16 protein-coding genes and 1 pseudogene are annotated in these 16151 nt (G+C 64.1%); 16 read left to right on the forward strand and 1 reads right to left on the reverse strand.

What is annotated here, in order from left to right; genetic code table 11:
• A partial coding sequence (locus JHD73_RS11325; RefSeq protein ID WP_199030380.1) for a dihydrodipicolinate synthase family protein occupies positions 1–249 on the reverse strand: 249 nt, incomplete at its 3' end.
• A gap of 405 nt (positions 250–654) precedes the next feature.
• Here JHD73_RS11325 and JHD73_RS11330 point away from each other — a divergent pair.
• The 16 genes and pseudogenes from JHD73_RS11330 (at position 655) to JHD73_RS11405 (ending at position 16123) form a co-directional block, all read left to right on the forward strand.
• Positions 655–1281, forward strand: coding sequence for a LemA family protein (locus JHD73_RS11330; RefSeq protein ID WP_199030381.1), 627 nt, complete (start codon positions 655–657; stop codon positions 1279–1281).
• 13 nt (positions 1282–1294) lie between these two features.
• Positions 1295–2170, forward strand: a complete 876-nt coding sequence (locus JHD73_RS11335) for a YgcG family protein (protein WP_199030405.1) — start codon at positions 1295–1297, stop codon at positions 2168–2170.
• 14 nt (positions 2171–2184) lie between these two features.
• A complete protein-coding gene (locus JHD73_RS11340) occupies positions 2185–2709 on the forward strand; it encodes a TPM domain-containing protein (protein ID WP_199030382.1) in 525 nt (174 codons plus the stop codon).
• A gap of 667 nt (positions 2710–3376) precedes the next feature.
• The gene (locus tag JHD73_RS11345) at positions 3377–3559 is read left to right on the forward strand and encodes a Flp family type IVb pilin (protein WP_199030383.1); all 183 of its coding nucleotides are present in this window, start codon (positions 3377–3379) and stop codon (positions 3557–3559) included.
• A gap of 548 nt (positions 3560–4107) precedes the next feature.
• A complete protein-coding gene (locus JHD73_RS11350) occupies positions 4108–4284 on the forward strand; it encodes a Flp family type IVb pilin (RefSeq protein ID WP_199030384.1) in 177 nt (58 codons plus the stop codon).
• 134 nt (positions 4285–4418) lie between these two features.
• Positions 4419–4952 carry a prepilin peptidase gene (locus JHD73_RS11355; protein ID WP_199030406.1) on the forward strand — a complete coding sequence of 178 codons (534 nt, stop codon included), beginning with the start codon at positions 4419–4421 and terminating at the stop codon, positions 4950–4952.
• 362 nt (positions 4953–5314) lie between these two features.
• The gene (cpaB, locus tag JHD73_RS11360; protein ID WP_199030385.1) at positions 5315–6172 is read left to right on the forward strand and encodes a Flp pilus assembly protein CpaB; all 858 of its coding nucleotides are present in this window, start codon (positions 5315–5317) and stop codon (positions 6170–6172) included.
• A gap of 157 nt (positions 6173–6329) precedes the next feature.
• Positions 6330–8231 (forward strand): type II and III secretion system protein family protein, encoded by a 1902-nt coding sequence (locus JHD73_RS11365; RefSeq protein ID WP_199030386.1) that lies wholly within the window; start codon positions 6330–6332, stop codon positions 8229–8231.
• Positions 8232–8263: 32 nt separating this feature from the next.
• Positions 8264–8581, forward strand: a complete 318-nt coding sequence (locus JHD73_RS11370; protein WP_199030387.1) for a hypothetical protein — start codon at positions 8264–8266, stop codon at positions 8579–8581.
• Positions 8582–8654: 73 nt separating this feature from the next.
• Positions 8655–9848 (forward strand): CpaE family protein, encoded by a 1194-nt coding sequence (locus tag JHD73_RS11375; RefSeq protein ID WP_199030388.1) that lies wholly within the window; start codon positions 8655–8657, stop codon positions 9846–9848.
• 24 nt (positions 9849–9872) lie between these two features.
• Complete coding sequence (locus tag JHD73_RS11380; protein ID WP_199030389.1) at positions 9873–11237, forward strand: CpaF family protein; 1365 nt, start codon at positions 9873–9875, stop codon at positions 11235–11237.
• Positions 11238–11249: 12 nt separating this feature from the next.
• The gene (locus tag JHD73_RS11385; protein WP_199030390.1) at positions 11250–12227 is read left to right on the forward strand and encodes a type II secretion system F family protein; all 978 of its coding nucleotides are present in this window, start codon (positions 11250–11252) and stop codon (positions 12225–12227) included.
• A 50-nt stretch (positions 12228–12277) separates the two neighbouring features.
• Positions 12278–13222: a type II secretion system F family protein gene (locus JHD73_RS11390; protein ID WP_199030391.1), complete on the forward strand. Its 945-nt coding sequence runs from the start codon at positions 12278–12280 to the stop codon at positions 13220–13222.
• Between the two features lie 53 nt (positions 13223–13275).
• Positions 13276–13713 (forward strand): TadE/TadG family type IV pilus assembly protein, encoded by a 438-nt coding sequence (locus JHD73_RS11395; protein WP_199030392.1) that lies wholly within the window; start codon positions 13276–13278, stop codon positions 13711–13713.
• Between the two features lie 21 nt (positions 13714–13734).
• Positions 13735–14756, forward strand: a pseudogene (locus JHD73_RS11400) (TadG family pilus assembly protein).
• Between the two features lie 59 nt (positions 14757–14815).
• A complete protein-coding gene (locus tag JHD73_RS11405) occupies positions 14816–16123 on the forward strand; it encodes a glycosyltransferase family 87 protein (RefSeq protein WP_199030407.1) in 1308 nt (435 codons plus the stop codon).
• Positions 16124–16151: the final 28 nt, after the last annotated feature.

Consider the following 16151-nt stretch of genomic DNA (forward strand, 5'->3'; position numbering starts at 1 on the left):
AGCGGCGCGTACCGTATCGAGCACGTCGGCCTGCTCTTGATCGGAGAGCGCGGCAGCCTCACCCGTACTGCCGCAGGCCACAAAACCAGCAACACCCTGCGCGCGATATCGCGCCACTAATGTATACAGCGCACCGTAGTCGACCGAGCGCGTCACATCATTGGCAAACGGCGTGACGATGGGCACCCAGATGCCTGCATACGACGGACGCGCGCTGGGGGAAAGATGGGTAGATGGGTTTTCAAGCACGACAACACTCCTGGACGAATCAACGACCGATCAAGAACCATCAGGAGAGCATCGGGAATGCAGGGCCCGCGAGATGCGGGTAAGAGGTCAACCGTGTCTAGCGTATCGGTCAGCCGCTGTTCCGTCGCCCATCTGACGGAACAGCGCTCCGGTCAGACGAGCGGCTGTTTGGAGGCTTTTTTTGCGTGCGCACGCGTCGACGCGACCGACTGGCTGAAGGCCGGTGCGATGCAAATCGACGAAGCAAAGGAAATCGCGCGCATGGAAATTGTCAAAAAAGTCCCCATACCGTACTGGTGTGTGACCGGGGCGTCAAGCGCATAGGCTAGAGTTCGCTGGAACGCCATGAGACGATGTCGGTCTCATGCCACATTGTTTGTCTGACTGTCTGATCACGAGGTACTCATGACCGCTGCCCTGTCTGTTCGTTCGACGCGTTTTTCGGTGTTGCGCTGGTTGGCGCTGTCGCTGGCCTTGCTGGCCGCGCCGTTCCTGTCCGCCTGCGGCTACAACGATTTTCAGTCCAAGGACGAAGCTACCAAGGCCGCCTGGGCCGAGGTCGTCAACCAATACCAGCGCCGTGCTGATCTGATCCCGAATCTGGTCAACACGGTCAAGGGCTACGCCACGCACGAGAAGGACACGCTCGAAGCCGTGACCAAGGCACGCGCCGCTGCCACCAGCTTCCAGATCACGCCCGAGGTGCTCAACGATCCGGCGGCGTTCCAGAAATTCCAGGAATTGCAGGGGCAGCTTTCCAGCGCGTTGTCGCGCTTGATGGCGGTGTCGGAAAACTATCCGCAGCTCAAGGCCGATCAGTCGTTCCGCGATCTGCAATCGCAGTTGGAAGGCACCGAGAACCGCATCACCGTGGCGCGCCAGCGCTACATCAAGTCGGTGCAGGACTACAACGTGCTGGCCCGTAGCTTCCCGACCAACCTGACGGCCAAGGTGATGGGCTATCAGGTCAAGCCGAACTTTACGGTCGAGAACGAGAAAGGTATCTCCACCGCCCCAGCGGTGAAGTTCTGACGAGCTGACGATGATGTCGATGCGCGCGCGTGTTTTCTTCGCCTTCCTGCTGACAGCGGCCCTCTGGCTGGCTACCGCACTGCCTGCGCGCGCGCAGAGTGACGAGGTGGCCGTGCCGCCGCTGGCCGCGCGCGTGACCGACCTGACGGGCACGCTGTCTGCCCAACAGCGCAGCGCGCTCGAACAGGTGCTGGCCGACTACGAGCAACAGCGCGGCAGCCAGATTTTCGTGCTGATGGTGCCTTCTACGGCGCCTGAACCCATCGAGGCTTACGGCATTCGCGTGGCGGATGCCTGGAAGGCTGGCCGCAAGGGCGTGGATGATGGCGCCATCATCCTCATCGCCAAGGACAACCCGGCATCACTGCGCAAGATGCGCATTGAGGTGGGACGCGGGCTGGAGGGGGTGCTGACCGACGCGCAATCGAAGCGCGTCCTGCAGGATGTGATGGCACCGCACTTCCGCCAGGGCGATTTTTACGGCGGGCTGTCGGCAGGCATTTCCGCTATCCAGACCATCGTTGCGCAAGAGACCCTGCCGCCGGCCGAGCGCGCAAAGCGTCAGCAGGCCGACGGCGGCATCGGCGATTGGCTACCGGTGCTGTTTCCGCTGGCAATCATCGTGTTCTTTGTGCTGAGCGCGGCCATGCGTTCGGGCGGGCGCGTCACAGGCAGCCTGCCCGGCGGCCGGCCCGGCACGCGCGTGGTGATGGGCAACCGTGGCTGGGGCCCGGGCACCATCGGCGGGCTTGGTGGTGGCATCGGTGGCGGCTTGGGCGGCGGCTGGGGACGCGGCGGCGGTGGTTTCGGTGGCGGCGATTCCGGCGGCGGCTTCGGTGGAGGCGGCGGTGGCGATTTCGGTGGCGGCGGCGCCTCCGGCAACTGGTGAGCGCAATCACGACCATGGCATCTCAAACCCGACACCATCGCGGCGCACGCCGTGCCCTCACCCACCTGCTGACCACCTCGTCGCACGCCAAGCGCGCCTTTCCTCCGGCCGATCTGCAAAAGCTGGAAGCCGCTGTGCGTGAAGGCGAACAACGCCATCGCGGCGAAGTGCGCGTCGTCATCGAAAGCTCGCTGCCGGTGCGCGATGCGTGGGCAGGCGTCACGCCACGCCACCGCGCACGCACGCTGTTCGGCCTGCTGGAGGTGTGGAACACGCGCGAGCACGTGGGCGTGCTGCTCTACATCAACCTGGCCGACCACGCAGTTGAAATCCTGGCCGACCACGGTATCGCCGCCAAGGTCGATGCACATGCCTGGCGCACGGCCTGCGAGACCATTACGCGCGGCTTTGCTCAGCGCGTGACGATGGCGCCGGTGCTGGAAGCGCTGGCGCAGATCAACGACATCCTCGCCGCCCACGCCCCCGCTGATGGCACCCCACGTGCCAATGAGCTGAGCGACCGTCCGCTGGTGCTGTAGCGGTTCTCATTTGCGGTGGCAGCGATGTCCATTCGGATGTCGCTTTTCTCGCGTTTTCCTCGCACTTTGGGGGTCGCGTTTCAAAACTGAAACGGTTTTGACGCCCCTGCCCGCGCCCACGCTGTCGGTCGCCTGCCTAATCCTTCCGTACGACGGTGCCGAGGCCAAGGCATCGGGTGTCGGGATCAGGCAGTGGTTCCGCTGTAGGCCACCTCTCCGATCAAGCGCTCCTCTCTTCCTGCAAGACGTGCCGCAAGTCGCGTCGCGCTCACACCGCGCTAGGTGATTGCGGCGCGTTGCATCTTGTCTCGGCAAGGTCCCCCTTGTTTCAGTAATGCACGAACGGCCGCCGCTGGCACGGCTTCGGGGTTACCCCTGTCTTTTTGCGATGCACAACACGTGCACGTCACTTTTACGTTTGGATTTTGCGCAAACCGCGTGTGCGTGATCGTTTGCTAGGTCGTGTGCGGCACAAAGTGTCCGTAACGCGCGGGATACATGCGCAGGCCAACTGCCTGGGCTGGATGCGGGGATTCCTGCCCAGCCCAGGAAAATCAAGGACTTAGCAGCAATGGCACGGTCGTCGCTCTTATGCTCGCGCCGACATAGCCAAGCACTGTTCTGGAAAGACAGGACGAAACAGGCGAATCACCTGAGGGGGTGGGCCATGAAAACCATCAACAAACACAGCAAACACCGACCAGCCGGTGCCTCCAGCGTGGAATACGCGCTGCTGCTGGTCATGGTGGCCATTGTGCTGGTGGGTGTCATGGCAAGCGTCGAAGGCAGCGTGGGTGATTTTTGGAGCAACGCGGCATCAGTGTTGATGGCACCTGGCGGGTTCGGTTGATGGGGCTCGTCGGGAGGTGGTTCGGGTGGTTGAGATTCAAAGTCCGGGCAGCAGACGCAGTCGCGCTACGGACCCGGTAGCAAACAGCGCTTGCCACACATGAGCGGCGCAGCAAACAGAACAGAAAACGGTACGGGGAAGTTGTAGACGCGCTGGCACAGAGATGCCAGCCGATCGCGGGGACCAGCCAAGTGGCCGGGAGCGCCTGCGATGAACAGAAGTTGTTGCACTTTCAGGCGTGAGCCGGTTCCTGGAGGAAGCATGGACCGGCCCACGGCGCCCAATGGGCAGACGCTGCTATGCGGCGATGTTCGGGCGAGAGCGCACCGGCAGCCATGCCGGTGCAATCCCTGAGAACTGGTGAAGTCGGGGGAGCCTCTTGTCAGTTCGTGCTCTGGAACATGCCGGTCTTGTATCGGTATGGCACCGGTTGTGCGCACGCGATTCCCGGAACCCCTGGTTTGGCCTTGGCCGGCTTGTCTGGCCAGAACGCAGCGCCCGAACTTCAGCGGAGCGCAATCCTTGAACCATGACGTGAGGAGATTGACATGAAAGCCATGATCAAGCGTTTCGTGCGCGAAGAAGACGGTGCGGCCGGCGTGGAATACGCACTGCTGCTGGCCTTTGTGGCACTGGTGATGGTCACCTACGGGACCACCGTCAAGACCGCGGTCGGCGCCATCTGGAATTCGATCGCTACCCAGCTGTCGACGGCCGCCGGCTGAGCAGTGCGAGTCCGCCCAGATCGGGTCCGGCAGCACCGGACCTGATCCGGTCAGACATACGCTGGCCCGCGGCACTCCCGATGCCGCGTGGCACAGCCAGAACAAACACCCGTGAGGAACCTGAGATGACCACCATGACAAGCCTGAGTGCCTTGGCAAACCTCAGCCTGATCGTGCTCATCGTGATTGCCGCAGCGAGCGACGTGCGCTCGCGCCGCATCCCGAACTGGCTGGTGGCTTCGGGCCTGGTGGCAGCGCTCCTCGCGCAATGTCTCACGCAAGGTCTCACCGCGGGCGCACTCGCCTGGCTGGGTGGTGCCGCCGTGGGCATGGGACTGTGTATCGGCATCTACCTGCTGGGTGGCATGGGTGCCGGCGACGTGAAGCTGATGGGCGCGATCGGCGCCTTCATGGGGCCGTTCGGCGCCTTTCACGTTGCCTTCGTGAGTTTTCTGGCGGGCGGTGTACTCGCGCTCGCCATGGTGTTGCTGCGCCGTGACGCGCAACGCTCGTTTGCAGGGGTTTCAACGCTGCTGCTGTCGCTGCCGTTTGGTGGCAAGGCGGTGCCTTCACCGGAAACGGGCGGCAAGCGCAGTGGAACGATCCAGTTGCCGTACGCGGTGGCGTTTGCCGCCGGGACGCTGCTGGTGAAGTGGGGCGTGTTGTAAGCCGAGGGGGAACACTGGCGCGTGCCGAAGCGCTGCAAGACAGCACACGGTGTCGCCGCTTCAGGTCTGAAGGGAAGAACACCATCAGGCACGCGCCAGATACGCCATGCAGTGAAGGGCCTCGCAAGTAAAGGCTCGCACCGGGGAGAAGTGAAATGCGCCAATGCAGTCGCACCATCGGGCAAGCCAGGGTCTGCGCGGCGCCGCATCGCCACGCGTGTGGTCCGCGTCCGGACTGGCATCCACCGCCCTCCCCCTCTCGTCTCCTGGCCGACCGGCGCCTTGGCCGGCCCTGCATACCCGCTACGTGCCTTTGCACCCGGTGGCGGTGGGATTGATGAACAACTGAGTGGGGTTGGGAAATGAAAAACCTTCGCATCCTTTCCATGCTGCTGATCGCCACGATCGCCGGCTTGGCGGCGGTGATCTTCGCCTCGCGCTGGCTCACGCAGCAAAGCAGCAACGGCATCACCAAGGTGGCGGTGGCCGCAGCCGATATCGATCTGGGCCAGCGCCTGTCGCCGGACTTCGTCAAGGTGGTGGACTGGCCAACGTCCAGTCTGCCGCCGGGCGCCGTCACTGACGTGCAAGCGCTCAGCGGCCGCGTGGTTCGTACCAGCCTGACGCGCGGTGAACCGGTGCTCGAATCCAAGCTGACACCGCAAGGCACCGCGGGCGGCCTGTCGGCCGTGATTGCCGACGGCAAGCGCGCCATCACCGTGCGGGTGAACGATGTGGTGGGCGTGGCCGGCTTTGCACTGCCGGGCAGCTACGTCGACATCATCGTCAACACCATGCAGGACTCCAAGGACGGCAAGGCAACTGGGGCTGATCGCTCGGACCAATCCATCTCGAAGATCGTGCTGGAGAAGATCCTGGTGCTGGCCGTCGCGCAAGAGGTGAACCGCGACGACACCAAACCCAAGGTCGTCAACGCCGTCACACTGGAAGTCACGCCTGAGCAAGCCGAGAAGCTCGACCTCGCACGCAGCGTGGGCACGCTTTCTCTGGTGCTGCGCAACCAGATCGACCCGCAACCCGCTGATACCAATGGCGCCACCAAGAGCACGCTGCTCAAGGAACCGGCCATCACGGCAGCGGTGGCGGTGCCGGTGGTCCGTACGGTGCAGGTGGTGCATCGCGTGGCAGCAGCACCGCGCGCACCGGGCAACTGCGTCGGCGTGCTCGCCGGTGTGGACCACGGCAGCGAGTGCTTCTGAGCGGCCAAGCTGCGCACCAACGCAACACACGGGACGAACAAAACAAACGCAAGAAAAGGAAGAACAGACCAAAGGCTCCAGGAAGAGAGCCCCGGCACGGTCACAAGCATCTGACAACGGGCCTTGTCACGCAGAACAACCAATCTGGGGGATCAACATGAACCGACTCATCAAGCATCGCGGCGAGGCACGCTGCATGGGAACGTACATGAAGGCGACTGCCGTGGCAGTGGCCATGCTGGGGGAGATCTGGGTAGGCACGGCGCACGCGCAAGTGGGCGTCGAGTCCGCCATCCTGAACAACAACGCAGCCGCGCCCACCAAGCCGATGCACATGTCGGCCAGTGGTCCGATCCAGGTCACCATCGGCAGCCCGGCCACGGCAGAAGCCAACCGCGAGTCGGCCGCCAGGGGCCCCAACTGCACCGGGGCCATGCGTGAACACAGCGAGGTGACGGTGCCGATCGGCAAGTCGACGATGGTGCAGTTGCCTGAACCGGTGCGCAATCGCACGGTGGGCAACCCGCGCATCGTGCAGGCCATGCTGGTGTCACCGCAAACGCTCTATGTGCTGGGGCTGGATGTCGGCTCCACCAACATGATCGTGCAAGGCCGCAGCGGTTCATGCACGGTGATTGATGTGTCGGTTGGGGCAGACCCGGCCGGTCTGCAAGCCGCGCTCCGTCGCCTGGTACCGGGTGCCAAGAATGTCGAGGTCTCTGCCGCTGCCGACAGCATCGTACTGGGTGGCACAGTCAGCGACTCCGTGCAGGCGCAAAAGATCGTGGACATCGCCAACGCGTTTGTCACGCGCCAGGCCCGCAGCCCCGTGCGTGACGACCAGGGCGCCGCCGGACAGCAGACCGCCGGACAGATGAATGCCGGCGGCCAGAACGGCGGACCGCTGCGCAGCCCGCGCATCATCAACATGATGGCGGTAGAAGCGCCGCAGCAGGTCATGCTGGAAGTGAAGGTGGCGGAAGTCTCCAAGACCCTGATCGACCAGATGGGCTCGGCGCTCAACGTCAACGGTGCGTTCGGCAGCTGGACGGTGGGTGCGCTCGCCAACTTCCTGTCGGGGTCGAACGACATCGTCAACTTCAGCAAGAACAACCACCTGCCGCTCAAGTTCTCGCTCGACGCGCAAAAGGGCGATGGCCTGGTCAAGGTGCTGGCCGAACCAAGTCTGATGGCCATCAGCGGCCAGGAAGCCAGCTTCCTCGCAGGCGGCAAGGTGTTCATACCGGTGGCACAGGGTTCTCCGGTGGGCGGCGTCGCCACGGTGATCCTGCAGGAAGAAACCTTCGGCGTGGGCCTGCGTTTCACGCCCACCGTGATGGAGAACGGCCGCATCAACCTGAAGGTCTCGCCGGAAGTGTCGGAGCTCTCGCCAACGGGCGTGGCCGTAACGGCACCCAACAGCAACAACACGTCGATCCTGCCGCTCATCACCACGCGACGCGCGTCGACCACGCTGCAGGTGCATGACGGCCAGAGCTTCGCTATCGGCGGGCTGATCAAGAACAACATCACGGGCAGCCTGAATGCGATCCCGGGTGTGGGCGAGCTGCCGGTGATCGGCGCCCTGGCACGCAGCACCAGCTTCCAGCGCGACCAGACCGAGCTGGTGTTCGTTGTCACGCCGCACCTGGTCAAGCCGTTGCCGGCCAACTATCCGCTGCCGACCGACAGCTTTGGCTCGACCAACACCGGCGAGATCCTGATGAACGGCAACATGGAAGGCCACCCGGCAGCGCCCGCCAAGGCACCGGCCGCCACCGCCGCGCCCACTTCAGCCCTGCCGGCACCCAAGGCCCCGCAAGTAATGGACGCCGCGGCCACCCCTGTACCCGTTCAAACGCCAGCCCCCACCGCAGCCGCACCTGCTGCACCAGCAACACCCGCCGCACCTGCCGCAAAAGAAGCACAGGCCCCCGCAGCCGTCGCGGCGCCACCCGCACCTGCCGACAGCGACACACCAGCAGCACCCACGGCAGCCGCACCAGCACCCGACACGCGCCGCTTTGTGTCGATGGGCGAACAGCCCTTCCATGACTGACCCGAACGCACTGATTCTGCAAGGAGACGATCATGAACATCACTGCAAAGCTGACGCGAGCGGGACTCTGCGGCGCAATCGCCCTCACCGCCCTCACGCAGGCAGGCTGCATGACTTCCACCCCGGTCTACGACCAGCACTTTGGTGAAGCCGTACGCACCCTGCGTGCCATGCAGACGCTGAACCCCGATGCGGGGTCCAACACCGATCCGGTGATGGGTGTGGATGGGCGTGCGGCCACGGCTGCCATGGACCGCTACAACACCCAGTTCACCAAACCGCAGGCCGACGTGAGCGCCTTCGCGGTGGGCGTGGGCAGCGGCAGCAGCCTGGACTCCCAAAGTCGGTAACCGGAACGGCGCGCCGCCGCATCGCACTCGCCACGCGCGCGGCGCGCCACCAGACGCTCACAGGAGCAAGGTCATGGCCAAGATCGCTGTCGTATCCGCCGATGAGTCTCACCTGCAGTACCTGGCAGGGCTGATCGCACAAGCCTCCAACCACGCCGTGCAACGGACGTGCGCTGCCCCGGCTGAGGTGCTCGGCCAGCCCGGGCTCGGGCAAGGCGCCGACCTGCTGATCCTGGAAGCCGCCGCCTTTAGCGCCGATGACATTCAACAACTGCGCCGCCTGACAGCCGACCGCCCCGACACGCTGTGCATGCTGCTGACGCAAGCCCCTTCAGCCGACCTGCTGATGCGCGCCATGCGCGCCGGCGTGCAGTGCGTGCTGCCATGGCCACCCGAGGCAAACGAGTTTCGCGAAGAGTTGCAGCGCTGCACCAGCCATGCACTCTCGAGCACGCGCAATGATGGCCAGGTGCTGTCGTTTCTCTCGTGCAAGGGCGGCAGCGGCACCACCTTCACGGCGGCCAACTTTGCGCATGTGCTGAGCGCTCGCCACGGCAAGCACGTGCTGCTGGTCGATCTCTGCCAGCAATACGGCGACGCCGCCTTCGTGGTGACCGACCAGACGCCGCCCGCCACACTGGCCAACGTGTGTAACCAGATCGACCGGCTGGACGCCGCACTGCTCGACACGTGCGTCACGCACGTCAGCGCCGACTTTGACGTGCTGGCTGGCGCCGGCGACCCGATCAAGGCCGGCGAGATCAAGGCGACGCACCTGGAACACATCCTGACGCTGGCTGCATCGATGTACGACGTAGTGGTCTTTGACGTGGGTCAGGACATCAACCCGGCCTCCATTGTGGTGCTGGACCACAGCAACGTGATCTACCCGGTGCTGCAGTTGCATCTGTCGTACCTGCGGGCCGGCCGCCGCTTGATGGAGATCTGCCACTCGCTCGGCTATCGCTCGGAGCGCCTGCGGCTGGTGGTCAACCAATACGACAAGCGCATGCCGATCACGCAGAACACCATGGAAAGCGCCTTCGGCATGGCGGTCGCGCACACCCTGCCCTACGACCCGGGCCCCGTGCGCGACTCGCTCACCCAGGGCATTCCGGTGCTGCAACTGGCCGAGAACGCCCCGATCACCCGCGCACTGGTGGACATGGCGTTCCAGCTTTTTCCGGCGACGCAGCCGCAGCGCGATAGCCTGCTGCGCAAGCTGTTCGGCCATGCCAATCAAGTGCCGGCACCCGTGCGGGCCTAACCCAATACAAGCATGGAGCGCATCATGTCACTGCGAGAACAACTCTTTCAGCAAGCCGGCGAAGCGCTGCCACAACGCGTCGCGCAAGCGAACGGCTCATCCGGTTACACCAGCGCTGCCTACCAGCAGGCGGCGCAGGACGTGCACCAGATCATCATCGACCGGGTGGAGCTGAGCCGCCTGCAGCAACTCACACCGGAACAGATCAAGCGCGAACTGGCACAGTTGGTCGAACGCATCATCGATGAAGGCAAGCACCAGCTCAACGAGGTGGAGCGCCGCCGGCTGGTGTCTGACGTGCAGGACGAGATGCTCGGCTACGGGCCACTGGAGCCGCTGCTGGCCGACCCGACCATCTCCGACATTCTGGTCAATACATACAAGCATGTGTATGTGGAACGCCGCGGCAAGCTGGAGCTGACCAACGTCACCTTTCACGACGACGCCCACCTGATGCGCGTGATCGAGAAGATGGTGTCACGCGTGGGCAGGCGCATCGACGAATCCAGCCCCATGGTGGATGCCCGCCTGCCGGACGGCTCGCGCATCAACGCGATCATTCCGCCATCGGCCATTGACGGGCCGCTGCTCTCCATCCGGCGCTTCTCGGTCAACCCGCTCACGATTCAGGATCTGGTGAACTTCCGCACACTCACACCGGAGATGGCGCAGTTGCTCGATGCGATGGTCAAGGCCAAGCTGAACATCCTAATCTCAGGCGGCACGGGCAGCGGCAAGACGACGCTGCTCAACATTCTCTCGGGCTACATCCCGGCCGACGAGCGCATCGTCACCATTGAAGATGCGGCAGAACTGCAACTGCGTCAGAACCATGTGCTCCGGCTGGAAACCCGCCCTGCCAACATCGAAGGCCGGGGTGAGATCACGCAGCGCTCGCTGGTCAAAAACGCTCTGCGCATGCGCCCCGACCGGATCATCCTGGGCGAAGTGCGCGGTGCGGAAGCGCTCGACATGCTGCATGCGATGAACACAGGGCATGAAGGGTCGCTGGCCACCATCCACGCCAACACCCCGCGCGACGCACTCACCCGGCTGGAGAACATGGTCAGCATGGCCGGCCTGCAACTGCCGCCGAAAACCATGCGTCAGCAGATCACCTCCGCACTGACGGTGGTGGTGCAGGTCACGCGCCTGACGGACGGCCATCGCAAGCTGATGAGCGTGCAGGAGATCACCGGCATGGAAGGCGAAGTCGTGAACATGCAGGAGATTTTCACCTTCCGCCGCAAGGGCATCGATTCTGACGGCCGCATCAAGGGCCACTTCTGCGCGACCGGTGTCCGGCCGAAGTTCTCTGAACGCCTGCAGGCCTTCGGCATTCACCTGCCGGAATCGCTATACGACCCCTCGGCGCAATACGAGGTCTGAAGGAGAACCGTCATGGACACCATGGTGATCGGCTTCACGCTCTCGATCTTTGTGGCCATCGTGCTGGGCATATCGGCGACCTATCTATGGTGGGATAGCCGCCACAGCCAGACTGCCAAGCGCTTCAGCCAACGCTTGAAGATGGCCTTGCTCAGCAGCGCACGGCACGGACAGGACGAGAGCATCCTCAAACAGCGCGTGCTGGCGGACTCGCCCGAAATGGCGGCCCTGCTCGGCAGGCTGCCACGCATCAACCAGGTGGATCTGCTGTTGCTGCAATCGGGGCTGGACTGGTCGGTGGCGCGGTTCCTGGCCGTGACGCTGATTGCGCCGGTCGTGGTCGTCCTCGGCCTCTCGCCGGTCAACCCGCCCTGGATCGCCTCGGTCGTCCTTGCCGTGGTTGCTGCCTCGCTGCCGCTGTTCTACGTGCTGCATCGGCGCACGCGCCGGCTGATGAAGCTTGAAGCGCAATTGCCCGAGGCCACCGACCTGATCAGCCGCGCACTGCGTGCAGGCCACGCGCTGCCCAGCGCGCTGGAAATGGCCGGCAATGAGCTCCCTCAGCCGATCGGCACCGAGTTGGCGACGGTATTCGGCCAGATCAACTACGGCGTGGCCTTGAACGATGCACTGGCCGGGTTGATCGACCGCGTGCCGGTGGACGACCTGCGCTACCTGGTGATCGCCATCCTGATCCAGCGTGAATCGGGCGGCAACCTGGCGGAGATCCTCGACAACGTCGGCACGCTCATCCGCAAGCGCCTGCAACTGCTGGACAAGGTGCGCGTGCTGTCGGCAGAGGGTCGGCTGGGTGGATGGATTCTGACGGCGCTGCCGCCGGGCATGGCGTTCATGGTCTATCAACTGAACCCGGATTTGATGTCCGTGCTGTGGAAGGACCCGACCGGCATTCACATGATGTGGTCCGCCATTGTGATGACCTGCGTGGGCGTGCTGTGGATCCGCCAGATCGTGCGCATCCATATCTGATGCAACGGCCAGGCAACAAGAATCGGAGGCAGGGGCAACCCTGAACGGACATGCAGATCGCACAGACAGTATTGCTCGGCGGAACGTTCATCATCGTCTTTGGCGCCGTGCTGATTGCGCTCTCGGTCTTGCGGCCAAGCGCGCTGCAGCGCCGCCTTGGGCAGATCGACCGCGAAGCCCCGGGGTTGGTACCGCGAGAGAATCCGTACGACTGGCTGCGCAAGGTGGGCCAGATCGCCAAGCCGCTGGCCAAGGCCTCGCTGCCCAAAGAAGGCTGGGAGCAGTCCAACCTACGCACGCGCTTCGTACACGCTGGCTGGCGCTCGCCGGAAGCGCCCACCATCTACTTTGGCATCAAGACACTGTTGGCCGCGGGGATGCCGCTGCTGCTCTCCGTGGCATTGCTGGGCCGCTTTGATGCCAACCACCAGAACGAATACTTGACCGTGCTGTTTGCTGCGGCGCTACTCGGTTTCTATCTGCCGAACATCGCGCTGAAGATGAAAATTCGCCGCCGCCAGCGCGACATCTTTGAAGCGTTTCCGGACAGCCTCGACCTCATCATGGTGTGCGTGGAAGCCGGACTGGGGCTGGATGCCGCAGTGCTGCGCGTGGTGGAGGAAATGCGCACCGCGCGCCCGGCCCTGGCCGAAGAATACGAACTGCTGACGCTGGAGTTGCGCGCCGGCCTGGCACGCGAGAAAGCGCTACGCAACCTGGCCGCCCGCACCGGTGTGGAAGACGTGAGCATGCTGGTGGCTATGCTGATCCAGGCCGACCGCTTCGGCACCAGCGTGGCGGATTCACTGCGCGTGCATTCGGACATGCTGCGCACCAAGCGGCACATGCTGGCCGAAGAGCGCGCCGCCAAGATCGGCACCAAGATCCTGTTCCCGCTGATCTTCTGCATCTTCCCGTCACTGTTTGTCGTGCTGCTGGGCCCGGCTGCCATTCAGGTGATCGGCGCACTGCGCTCGGTTGCCATCCAACAGTAGCGCTGCCTTTGACCTTGCTTTGGACGTTGCCTCATCAAGCCTAGGAGACCATCATGCGCTCCCGTGCCACCCACCGTACCGCACAGCTCACGCGCAAGATGCGAGGTGCTGCCGGTGTCGAGTTTGCCCTGGTCTTCCCGATCCTGCTGTTGGTCGTGTTCGGCATCGTTGAGTTTGGTGCGGCTTGGTATGACAAGGCCGTCATCACCAATGCCAGCCGCGAGGCCGCGCGTGCGGGCGTGGTCTTCGGCAACCCGGTGCCGACCAGCACCAAGATCCAGAGCGTGGCGACCACCTACTGCCAGAACAAGCTGGTGACATTTGGCGCGGCGGCCAATTGCACCGTGGGTTCGGTCACCACCTGCTCGGCCACCGGCAATCCGCTCACGGTGACGGTGTCGTACACCTTCACCGGCCTGGTGCTGGGCAAGCTGGCCCCGTTCACGGGGTCGCTGGCGATGAGCGCGCAGACCACCATGCTGTGCGAATAGCGCCACCCAGCGAGGCATGCCATGAACACGCGAGCGCTCAATCTTCGGCAACGCGGCGCGGTCGGAATGATCGCCCCGGTACTGCTGATCATCTTTTTGTCGATTGGCGCGATGGCCGTCGACATCGCACACCTGTACGTCGTGCGCAATGAGCTTCAGAACGCAGCAGATGCGGCCGCACTGGCGGGCGCTGCCGGGCTCAACCCGATCAGCCCCACGCCGCAGTGGAGCAACGGCGTCACCAAGGGCACCAATGCAATCTCGCTGAACGGCTCTGATGGAAAGGCGCTTGCCGCCGGCACCGTCACCGCCGGCTACTGGAACCTGACCGGCAGCCCGGCCGGCATGCAGGCACAAACCATCACCCCTGGGACCAACGATGTGCCGGGCGTGCAAGTCACCATTTCGCGCAGCTCCGGCAACAACGGTGGTGCCGTCAAAGGCTGGCTCGCATGGGTCTTCGGTGGCGGGGCCGCCGCCATCCAAGCCACGGCGGTAGCTGTCATTGCTGCACCGGGCACCGCAAACCCCGGGGCCCTGTTCCCAGTGGCACTCAACCAGTGCCTGTTCTCTCTGTACTGGAACTCGACCATGAATCAACCCACCAACGATCCCTCAACAGGGCAACCCTACGTGATTGATATCGAGACCAGCTACCCGTCGAGCAGCCCAACCTGCTATAGCGGCGAATGGACGGGGTTCACCGGCGCAACCGACGCCAGCACCGAGAAGGGGCTGGTCACCGGCGGCAACCCCACCAGCCTTAGCGTCGGCCAGAGCATCAACATCGCCAACGGCGTGAAAACCAGCGTCTATATGGCGATTCCCGCGACCCGCTCACTGTGACCATGCCAGTGGTGTCCAGCGTCACCCCCGGTTCGAGTTCGCCGGTTGTTGCGTTTGCCGGCTTCACGATCACGAAGGTCAACATCAACGGCTCGCACTCCTACATCGAAGGCCACTTCACCAGCAACACAAAAGTCAGCGGCGGCGGCACCGGCACCAACTACGGTGCCTACGTACCGCCGCGCCTGGCGGACTAGCCAACGCAAACGCATCCAAACGGGGAAACGTCATGCACCAACCCTCCCAAGAACACGCGATGGCGCATGGCGCTTCGCAGTCGGTGGTGCAATCATCGACGGCCCGTCACTGGATCAACGCCTACACGGTACGCAGGGGCAGCCAGATCACGCTGTGCCTGTCGCTGCTGATCTTCGCCCTGGGCGCGTGGGTGACGAACGGTTTCACCGATGCACGCATCACCGGGCCGGCGTCGGACTTCTCCGTGTTCTGGGGCGCCTCGCACATCGCGCTGCACAGCCACCCACTGCACGCCTACGACATCGACAAGATCATGGCGGTGATCAACCAGTACGGCACGCTGGAAGCCGGCACCGAGCGCATCCTGCCCTGGCTCTACCCGCCGACCTTCCTGTTGCTGGTGTTGCCGCTGTCGTTGCTGCCGCTGTGGCCGAGCTACCTGCTGTTCATGCTGGCCACCGGGCTGTTCTACGTGAAGGCCACCCTCGGGCTGCTGGGCCGTCAGGTCAACTCACGCCAGCATGCGTGGATGTCGATAGTCGGTTCGCCGGCGGTGTTCGTGACGGTGTTGATGGGGCAGAATTCCCTGCTCACTGCCGGGCTGGCCGCAACCGCTGTCGCGTGGCTCGACAAGCGCCCGGTGCTGGCAGGTGTTGCCATCGGCCTGCTTGCCATCAAGCCGCAGTTGGCCATGCTGTTTCCCGTCGTGCTGCTCATCACGCGCGCCTGGAAGACGCTGGCCAGCGCGGCCGTCACCGCCGTGGTGTTCACCGCCGTCAGCATTGCAGTGTGCGGCTGGGACACGGTGCCGGCCTTCTTCCACAACGCGCATTGGGCCGAGACCAATCTGGTCGAACATGGCGGCACTGCCTGGTACGTCATGCCGACGTTCCTGGCTGCGGCGCGTGCCGCCGGTTTTGGCGTAAAGCTGGCCTATGTCATCCAGATGACCATGGCCGTGCTGGCAGTGATCACCACAGCGTATGTCTGGCGCCGCAGTAACGACAGCGGCTTGCGTATCGCCGTGCTGGCCACGGGCACGCTGCTCATTTCACCCTACGTGCGCGCCTATGAGCTGACCTGGCTTGTCGTTGCCATTGCGGGCTACGTGAGCCACGGCATCCGGTTCGGGCTGTCGGGCACCGAGCGCACGCTGCTCGTCGCGGCATGGCTGCTGCCAGTGTTTGAGTTCACCAACCCGCTGTTCCATCTGCCACAGGTCGGGCCGTTCTTCTTCGTTGCCGTGATGGCGCTGATTGTGCAGCGCGTGCGCCAGCACAACGCAGCCCGTGCCGCCAGCATGCCGCCCGAGGTGCCCCTTGCGCGTCGCATGCCAGTGCAGACCAGCGTGCACGTCTCCGGATAACCAACGACAGACCAACCATAGGTCTGCG

Source organism: Ralstonia sp. ASV6 (genome assembly GCF_016429285.1).
GTDB classification, from domain to species: Bacteria; Pseudomonadota; Gammaproteobacteria; order Burkholderiales; family Burkholderiaceae; genus Ralstonia; species Ralstonia flaminis.